Below are 16,414 nucleotides of genomic sequence, written 5' to 3'. Positions count from 1 at the left end.
CGCTGCAGCAGCGCCGGAGCTTCCACGTCTCGATAGCTAGCGCCGTCGTCGGCTCGACCAGCCGACGACGGCCACGACCAGTCGGACTCCCGCTCCGATCAGAATCATGTTGCCGACCATCTGCACGCTCACAATTGCTCTCGCCGGGTCGGATACCGCGGCGATGTCGCCGAAACCAACAGTCGAGAAGACTGAGAGCGAGAAGTACAGAGCCCCCATACGTGTGAGGGACTCGGAGAAGAACTCGGGATAGCGCTCGGAAATCAGCATGTAGGTAGCCGAGAATCCGAGGAGATACATGGGCAGGATCACGGCAAGCGCTTCAACTCCCTGGAGCACCGGCGCCTCCGAAACAACGATGCGCTGGAGCTGCCAAGCCGCGACGACGAGAATGACAATCAGGCCTCCTACCAAGAGTCCTGGCACAGACAGTTCGTCAATGGCCGTCCAGGGCAGGAAGAAGTAGGCCCCTAGGCAGACTGCCACGAGAACCAGCGGGCGCATGACAGCGCGCCACAACAGCCGACGGCGCTCGCGATAGGTGAAGTGACGAGAATCACTCGCAGATCCCATACGATTCCTTTGGACAACTACGCAGGTGGTCCGGTCTGTCGAGCGCAATCCTCCGCCCCTTCGCTGATATTGCGGAGCGAAGTTCTCAATTTTTCTGTAACGTTCAGGTAACACCCGCCGATACAGCCGACAGGAAACTCCGGCTGAGGTGGACGCTCCGGCAGAAACTCAGGTCACGCGTCGAACATGCAAGGTGGTGTGATGGGTACGTCTTTGGGGATGTCGACCGGTGCGGCAGGTGTCAGCTCCGCTCTCGTCAAGATTTCTCCGAACGGGGCGCAACACGCCCAGTTCCGCTTCCTCTCTGCCGACCAGTCACATTCCGATCTCGGCGATCTGGTCCGATCATCGATCTCACTGATGACCACGCAGGTTCCCGCCGCCCCCGCCGCCCCGGATGCCCTCGCCGTAACCTACCGAACCCCCAAACAAGCCCACGCAATTCGCAACGCCGTCAGTCGGCAACGCCACCGCGTGCATCTGGTGCCCGAGGCCGTCGCGGCACTGTCATACCTGCGGCACACCGGGGAGATCGCCCAGTACGCCACCGTTGCCATAGCTGACTTCGGCGATTCCGGGCTGTCCGTCGTCGTGGCCGATCAGATGACCGGAGAAGTGATACACGCCGACCGGACAAACGATTTCAGTGGCCGCGGAATCGATGACCTGCTCTACGGTCACGTCGTCGGCAGTCTCCCCACGTCGCACCCACTTCGCTACTTGGACCGGGCCCTACTCTCGGCTCGTTGCCGCGTCGCGAAGGAACAACTGTCTTCGGAGCCGAACGCCTACGTCGACGTCGATCTACAGGGCAATCGGCCGGTCGAGATCAGCCGCACCACTTTCGACGAGATCGCCGCTCCGGCCATCCGCATAGCGGTCGACTTCATCCATGCGACAGTTGCCTCTTCGCCGCGCCCCCCAGACGCACTGGCCTTGCTCGGCGGTATGGCGAACATTCCCGCGATCAAAGCTGCCGTCACCGATGCCTTCACGATCGGGGTAGTTCCCGTAGCCGAACCCGACACCGTAACGGCAAAGGGTGCGGCGCTGATGGCCGTCTCCCCGACCATCGACGAGTTTCCCGCCATCGGATCGAATCGCATGATGTCGGTGTCGAAAACATATGGGGCATTGGCCTGCGCCCTGGTAGCCGGAGCATTCCTTCTCGGTTTCGGTGTGTACAAACTCACACCCCCTTCTGCACCCGATGTGTTTCCCACCGGGACCGACATGTTCCATGCCACCGAACATCTCACGACTTCGCCGGTTACGCCGACCACTTCCCCGGTTCCATCCCACGATCCCGCGCTGATCTCGGAACACTCTGGGGACGAGTTCGCCCGTCACACATTCGAGCCACAGGTTGGCGATACTCGCACGCCGACGCCCGATTCGACGACCCCTTCGAGCGCCACACAAGCGGGGGTGACCAAAGCGGCGCTTCCGACACCGACTGAAGCCATCCCGGCACCACGCATGTGGCCGCACATCGTGTGGCCCGCGACTCCGCCCCGGTGGCCGCTGGATCCAAGAGAATCCACACAGCGCAATCTTGTGACTCTCGATCCGGAAGTGTTGGCACCCAACACGTCTCCCCATGCGCCGAGTGGTTCACTCCCGATTGTCGGCGGATCCGGCAACAGCGTCGACGCAGGTATTGGTAGCACCCAGTTCGGTGCGCTGGTGACTCTCCAACCCACGGCCGCAGTGGTCACCGCGCCGACATCGGTCAGCTGAACACCTGACTGGTCGCGACGGACAGACCGGGATCGCTCGCGGTGGTGAGCTGCGAGGGCGGGGCGCCACCAGCAATAATGTGCGCGCCTAGCGACGCGATCATCACTCCATTGTCGGTGCACAGCCTCGGTTTCGGGATGCGTAGCGTCAGACCGGCTGCCGCACACCGTTCTTGTGCGAGTGTGCGAATGCGCGAGTTCGCGGTCGCACCGCCGCCGAGTACCAGCGTGTCGACGCCGACATCATGAGCGGCACGAACCGCTTTCATTGTCAGAACATCAGCAACAGCTTCCTGAAAACTCGCCGCAATGTCCGGCACAGACCAGGATTTGCCCGCGCGTTGCCTGGACTCGACGTAGCGCGCGACAGCGGTCTTCAGTCCGGAGAACGAGAAATCGTGGCGCGCATCTCTCGGTCCAGTCATGCCCCGCGGGAAGGCGATTGCGTTGCGGTCGCCCGATTGCGCCGCGGAATCGAGAGCAGGACCGCCGGGAAATCCTAGTCCGAGGAGTCGGGCCACTTTGTCGAATGCCTCCCCGGCGGCGTCATCGACGGTCGTGCCGAGCTCTGCGATCGGCTTGGCGAGATCCTCGACATGCAGCAGATGAGTGTGTCCACCCGATACGAGCAACGCGACGCACGGCGGCATCGGCCCGTGTTCGAGGGTGTCGACCGCAACGTGGCCGCCAAGATGGTTCACCGCGTAGAACGGCACATCCCACGCCGCCGCATACGCTTTGGCCGCCGCGACACCCACCAGCAAGGCGCCGGCGAGGCCCGGACCGATCGTGACGGCGAGGGCGTCGGGCTTGGAGATCCCCGCAGCTCCGAGAGCACGCCGCATCGTCGGAACGATTGCCTCGAGATGGGCTCGGGACGCGACTTCCGGTACGACCCCGCCATAGCGAGCATGTTGGTCGACGCTGGACGCCACCTCGTCGGCGAGGAGTTCACACGTGCCGTCGCCGTTCCATCGGACTATGCCAACTCCTGTTTCATCACAGGAGCTTTCGATCCCCATGACGATCATTGCCCCGTCTCCTCACCCGATACGGACCGCCGCATCGTAAACGCATCGGCGCCACTCGGTTGGTAGTACTTCACACGGGTTCCCACGATCTCGAATCCAGCACGTTGGTACAGCGCGATCGCGGCATCGTTGTCCGTTCTCACCTCGAGATATACCGGACCGCCACGCTTATCGGCCTTTCGAAGCAGTTCGTCGAGTAGCGCACGGCCGACACCGCGGCGTCGGCACGCCGGATCGGTTCCGATCGTGTGAATCTCGGCCTCAGGGTTCAAGCTGTTGCCCAACAACGCGATTCCGGCGTATCCGATGAGTTTGCCTGTGTTCTCGCGTGCCACCGTGTAGTACGCGTGCGGGGCGGCGAGTTCTGCCCGAAAGGCGTCCGCACTCCACGGTCCGTCGCCGGCGAATAGAAGCGACTCCAACTCCGCACACCGGTCGGCGTCCGCGACCTCCATCGGTTCGATTCGAAAGATCATTTCTGCCGGTCCGCCAACTCGACAGCATCCGGGCGTCGGAGGTACAGGGGCACGAGCGGATCGGGCGTCGCGCCACCGAGCAGGGCGTCCGCTGCTACCGAGACAAGGCCTGCGGGCGAAGGCGTTTCGATGGGTTCCACCGGAAGGTCGAACAAGTCGACATGTGACGCAGAACCTGCCACTGCCTCGGACGGCCAGGACTCGAGTTCGCGTGGTTTGACGACTGAGGGGCCTTCCACCCGGCGCCCTGCCGTATACCGCGCCCAATACACCTCGCGCCGACGGGCATCGGTGACGACGAGTAGGTTTCGATCGCTTTCCACCTGCGCCGCGATGGCATCGAGGCTGCACACTCCGTAGACCGGAATGCCCAGTGCGTCCGCGAATGCAGCAGCAGTGGCCATTCCCACCCTCAGACCGGTAAATGGCCCCGGACCTGCTCCGACCAATACTGCATCGAGGTCCGGTGCCACGTGGCCCGACTCCGTGAAGCACTCCAGGATGTTCGGCGTCAACACTTCGGCGTGAGCGCGCGGGTTGACTGTCACCCGTACCGCGAGAGTGTCCACCGTTCCTGCGGACGCGGAATCGCCCGAGACGTGGACTACTCCGGCGGTCACAGCCGGCGTGGACGTATCGATGGCGAGAACAAGCACGGTATTCGAGCGTACCCGCATGCCGGAATCGATCCCGACACGAGACCTCTCAAGAAATCCACTCCCAGTGGGCCGTCCGGACATCCGTCTCGGGTTCTCGGCGCAACCTCACACGCAGGTGCCGATCGGCCAACTGTTCGACGATTCCCTCTCCCCATTCGACGACCACCACCGCTGAGGCCAGGTCGGTATCGAGGTCGAGAGCGTCGAGTTCGTCCAGTGCGTGGGGTCCGCTTCCACCCAAGCGGTAGGCGTCCACGTGCACCATGCCCACCGGCGGGCCTCCATCCGGCCGGGTCCCCGCCCGGTGTTCGCGCGCAATGACGAAGGTGGGGGACGTCACTCGTCCCTGTACCCCCAACCCCGACCCGATGCCCTTCGTCAGAGCGGTTTTTCCCGCACCGAGCGGTCCGTCGAGTATCACGAGATCGCCTGCGACGAGTCCTCTCGCGAGGTCTCGCCCGAACTGCTCCGTGGCCTCCGCCGTGGGCAACACCACGGTCCCGCTCATGGCGAGCCGGCGATCCTCAGGAGGCATCGGACTACTCAACGTCTACGCCCCGCCGACGTAGGTGCGCACGGTGCGCCCGCGCACTCCGGTCACCACTTCGTAGTGAATGGTGTCGAGCTCGTCGGCCCACGCCTGCGCGGTAGGTTCGCCATGATCTCCGGCACCGAAGAACACCGCGGTATCCCCTTCGCTGACTCCGCCGCCGTCAGGCCCGAGGTCCACAACCACCTGGTCCATGCAGACACGTCCGATGCCGGGGCGTAGCGCCGAACCGAGTAGAACCTCGAATCGGCCGCCGAGTGCCCGAGGGAGCCCGTCAGCGTATCCGAGCGGCAGCAGCGCCACCGTCGTGTCGCGAGGTGCCACCCACTCGTGCCCGTAGGACACGCCTTCCCCTGCCGCGACCTTCTTCACGAGGGCAACCCTCGAACGCAGGGACATTGCCGGGCGCAAGCCGAACTGACCGTGTTCAGGAACGGGAGACAGCCCGTACATCGCGATGCCCGGGCGGACCATGTCGAATCGAAGATCGGGTCGGGTCAGAGTCGCGGCAGAATTGGACAGATGTACCACTTCGGGGATCAGGCCATGCCGCTTGGCGTCCCCGACCGCACTCACCAGCCGTTCCCGCTGAGAGTCGATACTGGCATGGTGCAGCTGGTCGGCATGAGCTAGATGCGAGAAGATCCCGCGTAGCCGCACTGAACCCTCGGCCTGGGCACGAGCCAGGTCCACGAGCACCTGATCCAATTCGTCCGGTGCAACTCCATTGCGGTTCAGTCCGGTGTCCACCTTGATAGTGACCATCGCGGTTGCCCCGACCCTGTGGGCGCCGGCAACCACTCCGGCGACATGGCGCGGCGAGGACACCCCCAGTTCGATCCCGGCCAGAATCGCAGGAGCGAAATCAGCATCGACGGTGTGCATCCAGGCAAGGATGGGCGCGTCGATTCCCGCTCGTCGAAGCTGGAGCGCCTCCGATATCGTCGTCACCCCGAGCTCCGTGGCTCCCGCGGCCAGCGCCGTCTTCGCGACTGGCACGGCTCCATGGTTGTAGCCGTCCGCCTTCACAACCGCCATCACGGCAGCATCACGCGCACTCTCGCGCAGGATTCGGACGTTGTGAGCGATCGCATTCAAATCCACCACGGCTTCAGCCTCTGGCGCCGACTTTGCCCGGATACGGGCTGCGCGCCCGGCGTGGGCGTGCTCGCCCGACGCCACTGTTTCAGCGAACCTCATGCGCTCGATCTTCTCATTCACGATGGATCCGACATTTCCTCGGGTGAAGCACAGGCACGCAGGATTCTGATCGACTCTCTGAGCTGCGCCAACAGCGCCCCCGCCGAGATCGGGGCGGCTCCACGCCCTGCGGAGGGACCCCAGGGGTCCCCTCTGGCGGCCAGGTTGGCAGCCAGTGAATGAGTACGCGCACCCATAGCCGCGGCATGGTCCGGGGCGATACCCGACGCCATCAACGATCCCACGATCCCGGATAGAACATCTCCCGCACCCGCGGTAGCCGACCACGAACCACCGGCCTCGTTGACCAAGATGCGACCACCGGGTTCGGCGATGATTGTGGCCCTGCCCTTGAGGAGCACGTAAGCCTGCCAGTCCGCCGCGAGGGCACGTATCGCCGCCGCACGATCAGGCCCCGGGTCCTTCCCTGTCAGCCGGGCGAACTCACCGGCGTGAGGGGTCAGCAACGTCGGTGCTGCCCTGAGGCGCACGAGGTCGGGGTCATCCGCGAGCAGGGTAAGACCGTCCGCGTCGACCAGCACCGGGACGTCCGACTCGAGCACCGTCCTCAGCCTGCGACGACCCGCATCATCGGTACCCATTCCCGGCCCCACCGCCCAGGCCTGGACGCGCCCCGCTCTCGCGAGATCGGGGGTCGCGATCACCTCCGGCGAATGGGCAAGCACCTCACTCGTACATGGGCCGGCGTATCGGACCAGCCCGGACGTAGCGGTCACCGCCGCGCCAGTACACAAGACGCCTGCGCCGGGATATCCTTCGCTCCCCGCAACAATCCCGACCACACCCTGCGTGTACTTGTCGTCCTGGGCCCCCGGAGCCGGCCAGGCCATGCCCACGTCGCTGGGTTCGAGTTCGCGAGTCCCGGCCGAACCGAGAGACAACCCGATAGGCACGAGCTCAACTCGGCCGCAGTGGGCCGCCCCGAGCACATGTACTGGCTTGAGCGCACCGAAAGCCACGGTGACTGCGGCACGCACGGCTGGACCTTCTACAGCCCCGGTGTCCGGGTCTACTCCGCTGGGCAGGTCCGCCGAAACGATCGGAGCCTCGATCTGGGCGACCAGCGCGGCCGCCTCCGGACGCAACGGGCCCTTTCCCGACAGACCCACGATCCCGTCGATCACGAGGTCGGATGACTCCAGGCGGCCGGCGGGAGTCGCAATCCGCCCGCCGGCGGCCGTAAACGCAGCCAACCCGGCCTTGTGGGCCTTCTCCGGTTTCAGTAACACCGCGGTGGCCGCGACCCCGCGCCCGCGCAGCATCGTTCCGGCCCACAACGCATCGCCACCGTTGTCGCCGGACCCCACCAACAAGGTCAGGGCGCGACCTGCGACCCCACCCGTGCGCGCCCGCAGTTCGGATGCCACAACCGCAGCAAGTCCGTACGCCGCGCGATGCATCAGTGCACCCTCGGGAAGAGAGGCCAACAGCGGTGCCTCTGCGGATCGAACCTCGTCAGCGGTGTAGTAGCTCCGCATGGGAACTCCTCATCGGAGATGGGTCGGTACGGAGGTCAGACTACGCTCGACAGCATGCTTGGAAGTGGAAAGTCGCGTGTCGCCGGAATAGTTGTCGCCGCCGGTATTTCAACAGCGACGCTCATCTCCGCCTGTGGCTCGGGCAATCATGAGGTTGCCCAGGCGCCGAGCGGTCCGGTCGTCGAGGTCGCCGACATGGCCTATACACCCGCAACACTCACGGTCAAGGTAGGAGAAACCGTTACCTGGAACTTCGACGATCGGGGTGTCCTCCACGACGTGGTGGGAATCGGCACCGCAGAGGGTGAACTCCGAAGCCGGTTGATGCAGACAGGCAGCTACACCCACACGTTCACCGAGCCGGGAACCTACGAATACACCTGCTCACTGCACCCGGAAATGACGGGCACGATCGTCGTGACCCCGTAAGCACCACCCAGGAGGGTCACGACGGTACCCCGCCCCTCCTGGGAAGCACTGTTGGGCTCTTGCCCTCGCAGTCGCCTATTCGACCGTGACAGACTTCGCGAGGTTTCGCGGCTTGTCGACGTCGTAGCCTCGGGTCTGCGCAACCTCGGCCGCGAAGACCTGCAGCGGCACCGTCGACAACAAGGGTTGCAGCAGAGTCGGCGCCGGCGGGATCTCGAACAAGTGGTCGGCGAACGGCCGAACGGCTTCGTCCCCTTCCTCGGCGATCACGACGGTCAGCGCACCTCGGGCCTGAATCTCCCGAATGTTGCTGAGGAGCTTCGAGTGCAGCATCGCCCGGCCCTTCGGCGACGGCATGACGATGATCACCGGCAGACCGTCTTCGATCAATGCGATCGGCCCATGCTTGAGTTCCCCCGCAGCGAAACCTTCGGCGTGCATGTACGCAAGCTCCTTGAGCTTGAGCGCACCCTCGAGCGCCACCGGGTAGCCGACGTGGCGTCCCAGGAACAGCACCGTCGACGACGACGCCAGCTCTCGCGCCAGAGCACGTACCGGTTCGACCATCTCGAGGACACGACTGACCTGATCAGGCATCGCCTCGAGATCCGCATACTCGCGTGCGACTTCGTCCGGATACTTCGTACCGCGGGCCTGGGCCAGCGCAAGTCCGACCAGGTAGTTCGCCGTGACCTGCGCAAGGAATGCCTTGGTCGACGCGACACCGATCTCCGGACCTGCGCGGGTGTAGAGGACGGCATCGGCTTCGCGAGGAATCTGGGCACCGTTGGTGTTGCATACCGCCAGGACACGGGCCTTCTGGTCCTTGGCGTGGCGCACGGCCTCTAGGGTGTCCGCCGTCTCACCTGATTGAGAGATGGCGACGACCAGCGTGGACCGATCCAGTACAGGGTCGCGGTAACGGAACTCGCTCGCCAGTTCGACCTCGACGGGAAGGCGCGTCCAGTGCTCGATCGCATACTTCGCGAGTAGACCCGAGTGGTATGCGCTGCCGCAGGCGACGACGAAAACCTTGTCGACGTCGCGCAGCTCCTGGTCCGACAACCGCTGCTCGTCGAGAACGATCTTCCCGTCTGCGAAGTGACCGAGCAGGGTGTCAGCCACCGCGGCAGGTTGCTCCTCGATCTCCTTGAGCATGAAGTAGTCGTGACCGCCCTTCTCCGCGGCCGCGAGGTCCCAGTCGATGCGGAACGGTCGTCCCTGTGCCTCGGAACCATCGAAGTCGAGAATCGTGTACCCGTCGGCAGTGATCACCACGACCTGGTCTTGACCCAGTTCCACCGCGTCACGAGTGTGCTCGATGAACGCCGCAACATCGGAACCGAGGAAGGTTTCTCCCTCACCGACACCGATGACCAACGGCGTCGAGCGGCGTGCCGCAACGATGGTGTCCGGGTGGTCGGCGTGCGCGAACACGAGAGTGAACGCACCCTCGAGCCTGCGAAGCACACGCAACGCACTGGCGGCGAAGTCTCCTGCAGTCTCACCCTCCGCGTAGGCGCGGGCGACGAGATGTACCGCGACCTCGGTGTCGGTGTCGCTGCCGAACTCGACTCCGTCGCGCTCGAGTTCGGCTCGCAAGGGGGCGAAATTCTCGATGATGCCGTTGTGTACCACGGCGACGGCGTCAGTCGCATCACGGTGCGGGTGCGCATTCCGGTCGGTGGGGCGCCCATGCGTCGCCCACCGCGTGTGTCCGATCCCCGTGCTGCCGGTGAAGGTCGCGATCCCGATATCGTCGAGTTCGGCCTCGAGATTCGACAGTCGGCCAGCCTTTCGCTCGACCTTCATCCCGCCGTTTCCATCGAGAATCGCGATTCCAGCCGAGTCGTATCCGCGGTATTCCATCCGTCGCAGAGCTTCCACCACAACAGTCCGAGCCTGCCGGTGGCCGACGTATCCCACGATTCCGCACATGGTTGATCAGCGTACTGGGACCGGAGGCCGTCGCGAAGTCGACGTGCGGGTCGCACCGGATGCTGAAGCACGGGCCGCATCGGATCGTCCAGTGGACCCCCATCGACTCTCTCGGCGACCTGCGGATCGGATAACGTTCTCCTCGTGGCGCCGAAATCCAAGACCCTCGCCCGTGAACTGTCCAAGCGGGGACCGCACCGCGTGCTGCGTGGCGATCTCGCCCTTGCCGGACAACCGGGAGTCGTATACACGCCGGAATCAGGCTTCGACCTGCCCGCCGTCGCATTCGCGCACGGCTGGATGACCGGCGCCGGACATTATCGAAAGACGCTCGAGCACCTCGCTTCATGGGGGATCGTCGCGGCTGCACCGGACAGCGAGCGCGGCCCACTGCCTTCCCACCTCGGTCTGGCCACAGACTTGAGAGCCACCCTCGACATCTGCGTTGGTGTGCGTCTCGGGCCCGGCCGGATAAGCGTGCACCCCGGTCGGGTGGCGCTCGCGGGTCACGGGATGGGCGCGGGAGCCGCTGTCCTCGCCGCCGCGCGGCGGGACGTGTCGGCTGTCGCCGCCCTCTTTCCTGCGCCTACGGCACCGAAGGCCGAGAACTATGCGTCCGAAATCACAGTTCCGGCGCTCATAGTCGCCGGCACCGACATCGACTCCATGAACTGCAACGCCAAGTCGCTCGCTGCGGCGTGGGGTGGCGAGCGGATCCTCCGCTCTGTCGATGACGCATCGAATTCCGGCCTCATCGAAGGTCGCCGACTCCTATACGCACTCGGGGTCGGCCGCTCCGAGCGGTGGACCCAGCAGACCACACGGGCCCTGCTGACCGGCTTTCTGCTCTACCACCTTCTGGGTGAGAAGAAGTACGAGATGTTCGCGGAGCCAGATGCCGAACTCCCCCACACCACACTCATCGACCCCTACGAGGAGCACGCCGACGCCGACTCGCACGGCCTCAGTCCCCAGATCTGAAGTCGGGTCCACCGCCGCGACCTTCTACGTCAGTTAGCCTAAGTGCTTGTTCTCCCCCCGCGGTGGTCGCACCGCGGGGAGGCCCGGATCGAGCCGGGACGCAGCGACCTGGCCGATCCCGATTCGAGATCATCCAGAACCGCTGCCTCACTGGAGAATCCACTCTCCCAGAAGGTACTTCCAGTCACACCAGCCAACTACGCGGATGGTAGAACTCATCATCGTCTTCGACTGGTTCGCGTCGCGGTACAGAAGGACTTGAAATCGAAGGCCTCAACGCCGCAGGCGGTGTCGTCAACTCCGTCGCGGGTTCCGTTACGCTGCAACCAGAACGACGGAGGTTGGCCGCCGCGTCGTCCTTCGCTCGACGGTCAGCGATCCGCTCCCGAAACGCTTCCAGATCGGCTCTCATCTGCGCGCGGTGCGAGCGCAGCTGTGCGGCACGGGCGTTCACAAGGGGCCTGCCTCGGCCAATTCGGCGCCGCTGTCGCCCGCTTCCGAATCGTGCGCAGGTTCGCGGTCCGGCAACGGATCCCATAGCGGCCCGGGCTCGGCAGGTGCATCGAGGGACGGTTCGTGCGGTGTGACGTCCGACGGATGTGGCACACCCTCTGGCACTTCGGGTGGCACAGGGGTTGTGGTCTCCTCATGTTGCGGCGCATAGTCCGCGGGGTTCCCTCCGAGGACCGCATCCTCATCTACCGCCAGGCCCGGGTCACCTGCAGTATCGGGATTCCGCGCTTCCTCCTTCACGTTCGGTGCCGCCTCGAAAGGCGCTTCACCCGTGTCGGTTTCCTCCACGATCCGAGGCAGTCCGTTCGGGCCGACCTCGATGCTGAACCTGGCCGTTCCGCCCTGCTCGTCAGTCATCTCGAGGTGAATGCCCTCACTATTCTCGTCGATCGAGAGCGTCCACGACTTTCCGCCGAGGAGCAACTCGAGGCTCTTCTCGGGTGGTACCCCTGCTTGGCCGGCGTGGACTTCCTCTTCGCGCGAATCACCGAATTCATCGCCAAGGTCCGCGTCATTCCCGCCGGTGAGCTCCGACACCGCATCCTCGATCAGTGTGCGGATCATCGAACCGAGTTCGCCCGGACCGGACGCAGCTCCTATACCGGGTACGTCGCCGAACCCCGAGACGCCACCGGGGAAGCCAGCTGGTGCGGGCACGACGCCTGGAGCGGGTGGTACAACCAGTACCGGCGTGTCGGACTGGTGCGCTGCAGGTGCGGTGGCGGTAGCGCCCCCGCCGCCAGACCGATCGGCAGGGGCGGCGGTAGGAACAGTGCTCGCGGGCCCCGGATTCGGCTGCGCCGGAATCGGTTCTGGTGGTGTCGAAGGAATTCTCCCAGCGTGCGAACCACCGTTGCGGTTAATGATCGACTCTGGATCGGTGATCCCGTTCGACGGGATACACGCCTGCGTCTCAATGGTTCGCGCCTCGGCGATCGCGGCGTCATACGCCGCATCGACCGCTTCGGCGCATTCATCGCACGCTGTCGTGAATTCCTGCCGCTTCTCCTCGTACACCTGCTGGAAGTTTGTGTCGAACCAGCGCTTGACGATTCCGGCCGCCTGCCCCACGATATCGTCGCGGTCGAGTCGGGTCAGAGAGCCGCCGCCGCCGTCCACGCAGAGGCCGCCGGGGTAGCGGAAGTCGCCGCCCGCGAGTTCCGGGAACCAGTAAGACGCACGCATCATACGGTCTTCTGCAAGGTAGTAGTCGCCGTCACGGACACCTACGTAGATGTCGGCAAGGCCATCGATTTGTGCGGCACTGTACCCACCGACAGTGGGCTGATGTAGTGACACCACCTTGTATGCCTTGGTCGTCACTGCGGCACTCAACGTGAGATTCGCCTCCGACAGGACCTCGACGAGGCTTGCCAACCGGTCCAGATCCGCTTCGGCCGCAGTGCAGTGTCCCTGCACGGTCTCGGTTGCCGCGGTGGCGGTGATCCCGCTCCATCCTGCCCGCAGCGCAGACAGGCATTTCTCATGCTCGGCATGTTCGGTCCGCCCTGCCTCGAGACCATTCCCGAGGGTCTCGACGTCCTGAGCCAGTGACTGCAATCGCATCCCCCGCTCGGCGTCGAAACGTGAGTAATAGTCGGCGAGTTCCCTGCTCTCGTAACCTAGCCTTCGTGCAGCCGGCAGGAACAGCTCGAAGAACCCGAGCCCCCACGCCCCCAAGTCGAGCATTTCGTCGGGCACGTTCAGGCAATCCTGCCAAAGTCGCTCCCCCAACTCGATGCGCGAAGCGTTCGCTTTCTGAGCGTTTCTTCCGTCCTCGAGGAGCGCGGTATAGCGCTGATCATCTGACGGCGTCCAGTCACGCTGATCGAGACCGTAATCGTCCAGGTAGGGCTGCCACGAAGCTTCATCTTCCTGAACTGCAGCCACCCACGCCTGCAGAAGTTGCACCTTGAACTCGCGGCTGAGACTTGGATCGTCGATCAGCGCCCCGGGATCCACGGTCACCACTGCACCCCGTCGACGTTCTCAGTGAAACTCGCATCTGTTCCTTCGTACCGTGCCGCTGAATCTTCGAGCATGAGACCGACCGACTCCGTGCCCGCAGCCCACTCCTCGTAGAGACCTCTCACGGCACCGAGTGCGCTACGTAGAGCGTCACCCTTCGCGACGTAATCGCGACCTGCTTGCGCCCCGCCGAATTCGAGCTGATCAAGATTGCTCGCTTGCTGCCTCAGGACCTCTGCGGACCGCACCATCCTCGCTCCGGCGTCCGTCACCGCCGCGACATCGACCTCGAGTCGATCACTCATTGCCCCACCCTCCCTCAGCGACCTACTGCGTTGGACGCGTCGGCGCCCCGATCGGTTCCCCTTCGATCGGTGCGCCGTGGCCGGCTAGACGGACGCGACGGTGCCCGCCAATTCGTCGGCCAGTTTTCGGGCCACGTCGAGGTCCGAGGCCTCGACCATCACACGAACAAGTTGCTCGGTGCCCGATGGGCGCAGCAACACCCGGCCGTTCTCACCGAGGCTTCGTTCAGCGGCCGCTACCGCCTCGATTACGACCGGCGATCCGGCGACTGCCCGTTTGTCGGCAACCTTCACGTTCACCAGAACCTGCGGAAGCGTCTTCATTGCAGACGCGAGTTCCGCGATCGGCCGTCCGGTTTGAGCCATCCTCCCCATCAGAAGAAGCCCCGTGAGCACTCCGTCGCCGGTGGTGCCGAACGCGGGTAACACGACGTGGCCCGACTGCTCCCCACCCAGGCTGAAGCCTCCGGACCGCAGGCTTTCGAGAACGTAGCGGTCCCCTACGGCAGTCGTGACCAGTGAGATCCCCGCTTCACGCATCGCGATGTGTAGGCCGAGATTGCTCATCACGGTCGCTACGAGGGTGTTGCCGACCAGTTCGCCCGCATCGCGCATGCCCAGCGCGAGCACGGTCATGATCGCGTCGCCGTCGATCAAAGAGCCGCTCGCATCGATCGCGAGGCATCGATCGGCGTCACCGTCGTGTGCGAGACCGAGATCGGCGCCGTGATCGATTACCGCCTTGCGCAGGCCCTCGATGTGGGTGGACCCACAGTGATCATTGATATTCAGTCCGTCGGGTTCGGCGTTGATCGCGATCACCGTGGCTCCTGCGGCACGGTAGGCGTCCGGGGCCACGACGGATGCGGCGCCGTGCGCACAGTCCACCACCACGGTCAGGCCCGCGAGACTGGTCTCCAGCGCACTGGCCAGGTGCCGCAGATACCTGTCTTCGGCGTCGTGCACGGTGTGAACCCGTCCGATTCCGGCGCCCGTCGGTGCCCGTCGCTCCCCACTTCCGGCGACGAGCGCCTCGATCCGGTCTTCCACCTCGTCGTCGAGTTTGTGTCCACCCTCGGCGAATATCTTGATTCCGTTGTCCGGCATCGGATTGTGTGAGGCGGAGATCATGACACCGAGAGATGCGTCCAGGTCGCCTGTCAGGAAGGCCACGGCGGGGGTCGGCAGGACGCCGACCCTCAGGACGTCCACTCCAGCTGATGTCAACCCTGCCACGATCGCTGCCTCCAGCATTTCGCCGCTGGCTCGGGGATCACGTCCCACGACCGCCGTTCGGCGTCCCGACTCGGGTGCCAGCGCTGTCGCGGCGGCAGAGGCCACCTGCAACGCCAACTCGGCAGTCAATTCGGCATTCGCCAGACCGCGAACCCCATCCGTCCCGAACAATCGCCCCATGGACCCGACCCCTCGCATCTTGTAACCCACTACGTCTCGATAAAGCACAAGAGCAGGCGTCCGGTAACGATGGACGCCTGCTCTCGGGAAAACAGGTTCCGAGCCCGACCCCCGGGGGGGCCAGGCTCGGCGGCACATCAGCGCTTCGAGTACTGAGATGCCTTGCGGGCCTTCTTCAGACCGTACTTCTTGCGTTCGACGGCGCGGGCGTCACGTGTAAGGAACCCAGCGGACTTGAGGGCGGGGCGATCCTCCGGAGTGACCTCGATGAGCGCGCGGGCGATGGCGAGGCGCAGTGCGCCGGCCTGTCCGGACGGTCCACCGCCGTTCAGCAGTGCGACTATGTCGAAGGACTCTGTGCGATCGACCGTGACCAGCGGAGCCTTGATCAGCTGCTGGTGCACCTTGTTCGGGAAGTAGTCCTCGAGGGTGCGGCCGTTCAGCTTGAAATCGCCCGAACCGGGGATCAAACGGACACGGACGACCGCTTCCTTGCGACGACCGACGGTCTGGATCGGGCGATCGATCACGATCGGGGCCTGCGGAGCGGCCGCGACCTCGATGTCCTCCGCGGACACGTACTCGTCGACCGCGACCTCGACGGTCTCGGTGATCTCTTCGGGGTTGGACACGTTCTGCTCCTCCGGCGCCGTCACTGGGCCACCTGCTTGATCTCGAATGGCACCGGCTGCTGCGCGGCGTGGGGGTGGTTCGGGCCCGCGTAGACCTTCAGCTTGCTGCTCATGGCGCGGCCCAACTTGTTCTTGGGGAGCATGCCGACGACGGCCTTCTCCACCAGACGGTCGGGGTTCTTCTCGAGAACCTCGCCGACCGAGCGAGACTTCAGACCACCGGGGTGTCCGGAGTGGTGGTACAGCAACTTGCCCTCACGCTTGTTGCCGCTGATGGCAACCTTCTCTGCGTTGATGATGACGACGAAGTCGCCGGAGTCGATGTGCGGTGCATAGGTGGGCTTGTGCTTGCCGCGCAGCAAGTTGGCTGCCTGGGCGGCAAGGCGGCCGAGCACCACGTCAGTGGCGTCGATGACGTGCCACTTGCGGGTCACGTCTCCGGCCTTTGGGGTGTACGTAGACACAGAACTTCCTCGTCTTGTTCAATCCGCTGCTGGCCATTGCG

Annotated in this window: 16 protein-coding genes; 3 read left to right on the top strand and 13 right to left on the bottom strand. The window is 64.6% G+C overall.

Annotation, left to right across the window (positions count from 1 at the left end; translation table 11 throughout):
• Positions 1–36: 36 nt before the first annotated feature.
• Positions 37–573 (bottom strand): potassium channel family protein, encoded by a 537-nt coding sequence (locus AB0I57_RS04485; RefSeq protein ID WP_358330379.1) that lies wholly within the window; start codon positions 571–573, stop codon positions 37–39.
• A gap of 201 nt (positions 574–774) precedes the next feature.
• On the opposite strand from AB0I57_RS04485, the gene AB0I57_RS04480 reads away from it, so the two are divergent.
• Positions 775–2,313: an Hsp70 family protein gene (locus tag AB0I57_RS04480; RefSeq protein WP_358330377.1), complete on the top strand. Its 1,539-nt coding sequence runs from the start codon at positions 775–777 to the stop codon at positions 2,311–2,313.
• Here the strand turns inward: AB0I57_RS04480 and tsaD are convergent.
• From tsaD to AB0I57_RS04450, 6 genes are read right to left on the bottom strand one after another with little or no spacing between them, the layout of a single operon-like run.
• Positions 2,306–3,343, bottom strand: a complete 1,038-nt coding sequence (gene tsaD / locus AB0I57_RS04475) for a tRNA (adenosine(37)-N6)-threonylcarbamoyltransferase complex transferase subunit TsaD (protein ID WP_358330374.1) — start codon at positions 3,341–3,343, stop codon at positions 2,306–2,308. The two genes, AB0I57_RS04480 and tsaD, sit on opposite strands and share 8 nt — an antisense overlap.
• Positions 3,340–3,819: a ribosomal protein S18-alanine N-acetyltransferase gene (rimI, locus tag AB0I57_RS04470; protein WP_358330371.1), complete on the bottom strand. Its 480-nt coding sequence runs from the start codon at positions 3,817–3,819 to the stop codon at positions 3,340–3,342. The genes tsaD and rimI overlap by 4 nt, the downstream gene beginning before the upstream one ends.
• The gene (tsaB, locus tag AB0I57_RS04465; protein ID WP_358330368.1) at positions 3,816–4,475 is read right to left on the bottom strand and encodes a tRNA (adenosine(37)-N6)-threonylcarbamoyltransferase complex dimerization subunit type 1 TsaB; all 660 of its coding nucleotides are present in this window, start codon (positions 4,473–4,475) and stop codon (positions 3,816–3,818) included. Before tsaB ends, rimI begins: the two co-directional genes overlap by 4 nt.
• A 49-nt stretch (positions 4,476–4,524) precedes the next feature.
• Positions 4,525–4,986, bottom strand: coding sequence for a tRNA (adenosine(37)-N6)-threonylcarbamoyltransferase complex ATPase subunit type 1 TsaE (gene tsaE / locus AB0I57_RS04460; RefSeq protein WP_358330365.1), 462 nt, complete (start codon positions 4,984–4,986; stop codon positions 4,525–4,527).
• Positions 4,987–5,028: 42 nt separating this feature from the next.
• Entirely contained in the window at positions 5,029–6,228 is a 1,200-nt protein-coding gene (alr, locus tag AB0I57_RS04455) for an alanine racemase (protein ID WP_358333134.1), read from the bottom strand.
• Between the two features lie 17 nt (positions 6,229–6,245).
• Complete coding sequence (locus AB0I57_RS04450) at positions 6,246–7,727, bottom strand: NAD(P)H-hydrate dehydratase (protein ID WP_358330362.1); 1,482 nt, start codon at positions 7,725–7,727, stop codon at positions 6,246–6,248.
• 54 nt (positions 7,728–7,781) lie between these two features.
• Here AB0I57_RS04450 and AB0I57_RS04445 point away from each other — a divergent pair, with 54 nt between their 5' ends.
• Entirely contained in the window at positions 7,782–8,156 is a 375-nt protein-coding gene (locus AB0I57_RS04445; RefSeq protein WP_358330359.1) for a cupredoxin domain-containing protein, read from the top strand.
• Positions 8,157–8,231: 75 nt separating this feature from the next.
• Here the strand turns inward: AB0I57_RS04445 and glmS are convergent, their stop codons facing one another.
• Complete coding sequence (gene glmS / locus AB0I57_RS04440; protein ID WP_358330357.1) at positions 8,232–10,094, bottom strand: glutamine--fructose-6-phosphate transaminase (isomerizing); 1,863 nt, start codon at positions 10,092–10,094, stop codon at positions 8,232–8,234.
• Positions 10,095–10,238: 144 nt separating this feature from the next.
• Here glmS and AB0I57_RS04435 point away from each other — a divergent pair, with 144 nt between their 5' ends.
• Positions 10,239–11,075, top strand: a complete 837-nt coding sequence (locus AB0I57_RS04435; RefSeq protein ID WP_358330354.1) for a hypothetical protein — start codon at positions 10,239–10,241, stop codon at positions 11,073–11,075.
• A 450-nt stretch (positions 11,076–11,525) separates the two neighbouring features.
• Here the strand turns inward: AB0I57_RS04435 and AB0I57_RS04430 are convergent, their stop codons facing one another.
• The 5 genes from AB0I57_RS04430 to rplM all read right to left on the bottom strand — a co-directional run bounded on the left by AB0I57_RS04430 (position 11,526) and on the right by rplM (position 16,373).
• Positions 11,526–13,556, bottom strand: coding sequence for a hypothetical protein (locus AB0I57_RS04430; RefSeq protein WP_358330351.1), 2,031 nt, complete (start codon positions 13,554–13,556; stop codon positions 11,526–11,528).
• Complete coding sequence (locus AB0I57_RS04425) at positions 13,553–13,861, bottom strand: type VII secretion target (RefSeq protein WP_358330348.1); 309 nt, start codon at positions 13,859–13,861, stop codon at positions 13,553–13,555. The genes AB0I57_RS04430 and AB0I57_RS04425 overlap by 4 nt, the downstream gene beginning before the upstream one ends.
• A gap of 84 nt (positions 13,862–13,945) precedes the next feature.
• The gene (gene glmM / locus AB0I57_RS04420; protein WP_358330345.1) at positions 13,946–15,277 is read right to left on the bottom strand and encodes a phosphoglucosamine mutase; all 1,332 of its coding nucleotides are present in this window, start codon (positions 15,275–15,277) and stop codon (positions 13,946–13,948) included.
• Positions 15,278–15,414: 137 nt separating this feature from the next.
• Positions 15,415–15,933, bottom strand: a complete 519-nt coding sequence (gene rpsI / locus AB0I57_RS04415) for a 30S ribosomal protein S9 (protein ID WP_358330342.1) — start codon at positions 15,931–15,933, stop codon at positions 15,415–15,417.
• Entirely contained in the window at positions 15,930–16,373 is a 444-nt protein-coding gene (gene rplM / locus AB0I57_RS04410; RefSeq protein ID WP_358330339.1) for a 50S ribosomal protein L13, read from the bottom strand. Before rplM ends, rpsI begins: the two co-directional genes overlap by 4 nt.
• Positions 16,374–16,414: the final 41 nt, after the last annotated feature.

This window comes from Rhodococcus sp. NPDC049939 (assembly GCF_040656415.1).
Classification (GTDB): Bacteria; Actinomycetota; Actinomycetes; order Mycobacteriales; family Mycobacteriaceae; genus Rhodococcus_F.
The sequence above is the reverse complement of the archived record's forward strand: the minus strand, read 5'-3'. Positions and strand labels throughout refer to the sequence as shown.

Bases quoted from the DNA above. Each gene is read 5' to 3' on its own strand.
- tsaD (WP_358330374.1), bottom strand. From the start codon at position 3,343: ATGATCGTCATGGGGATCGAAAGCTCCTGTGATGAAACAGGAGTTGGC.
- rimI (WP_358330371.1), bottom strand. From the start codon at position 3,819: ATGATCTTTCGAATCGAACCGATGGAGGTCGCGGACGCCGACCGGTGT.
- alr (WP_358333134.1), bottom strand. From the start codon at position 6,228: ATGAGGTTCGCTGAAACAGTGGCGTCGGGCGAGCACGCCCACGCCGGG.
- AB0I57_RS04485 (WP_358330379.1), bottom strand. From the start codon at position 573: ATGGGATCTGCGAGTGATTCTCGTCACTTCACCTATCGCGAGCGCCGT.
- AB0I57_RS04450 (WP_358330362.1), bottom strand. From the start codon at position 7,727: ATGCGGAGCTACTACACCGCTGACGAGGTTCGATCCGCAGAGGCACCG.
- AB0I57_RS04480 (WP_358330377.1), top strand. From the start codon at position 775: ATGGGTACGTCTTTGGGGATGTCGACCGGTGCGGCAGGTGTCAGCTCC.
- AB0I57_RS04445 (WP_358330359.1), top strand. From the start codon at position 7,782: ATGCTTGGAAGTGGAAAGTCGCGTGTCGCCGGAATAGTTGTCGCCGCC.
- tsaE (WP_358330365.1), bottom strand. From the start codon at position 4,986: ATGAGCGGGACCGTGGTGTTGCCCACGGCGGAGGCCACGGAGCAGTTC.
- AB0I57_RS04425 (WP_358330348.1), bottom strand. From the start codon at position 13,861: ATGAGTGATCGACTCGAGGTCGATGTCGCGGCGGTGACGGACGCCGGA.
- glmM (WP_358330345.1), bottom strand. From the start codon at position 15,277: ATGGGGCGATTGTTCGGGACGGATGGGGTTCGCGGTCTGGCGAATGCC.
- glmS (WP_358330357.1), bottom strand. From the start codon at position 10,094: ATGTGCGGAATCGTGGGATACGTCGGCCACCGGCAGGCTCGGACTGTT.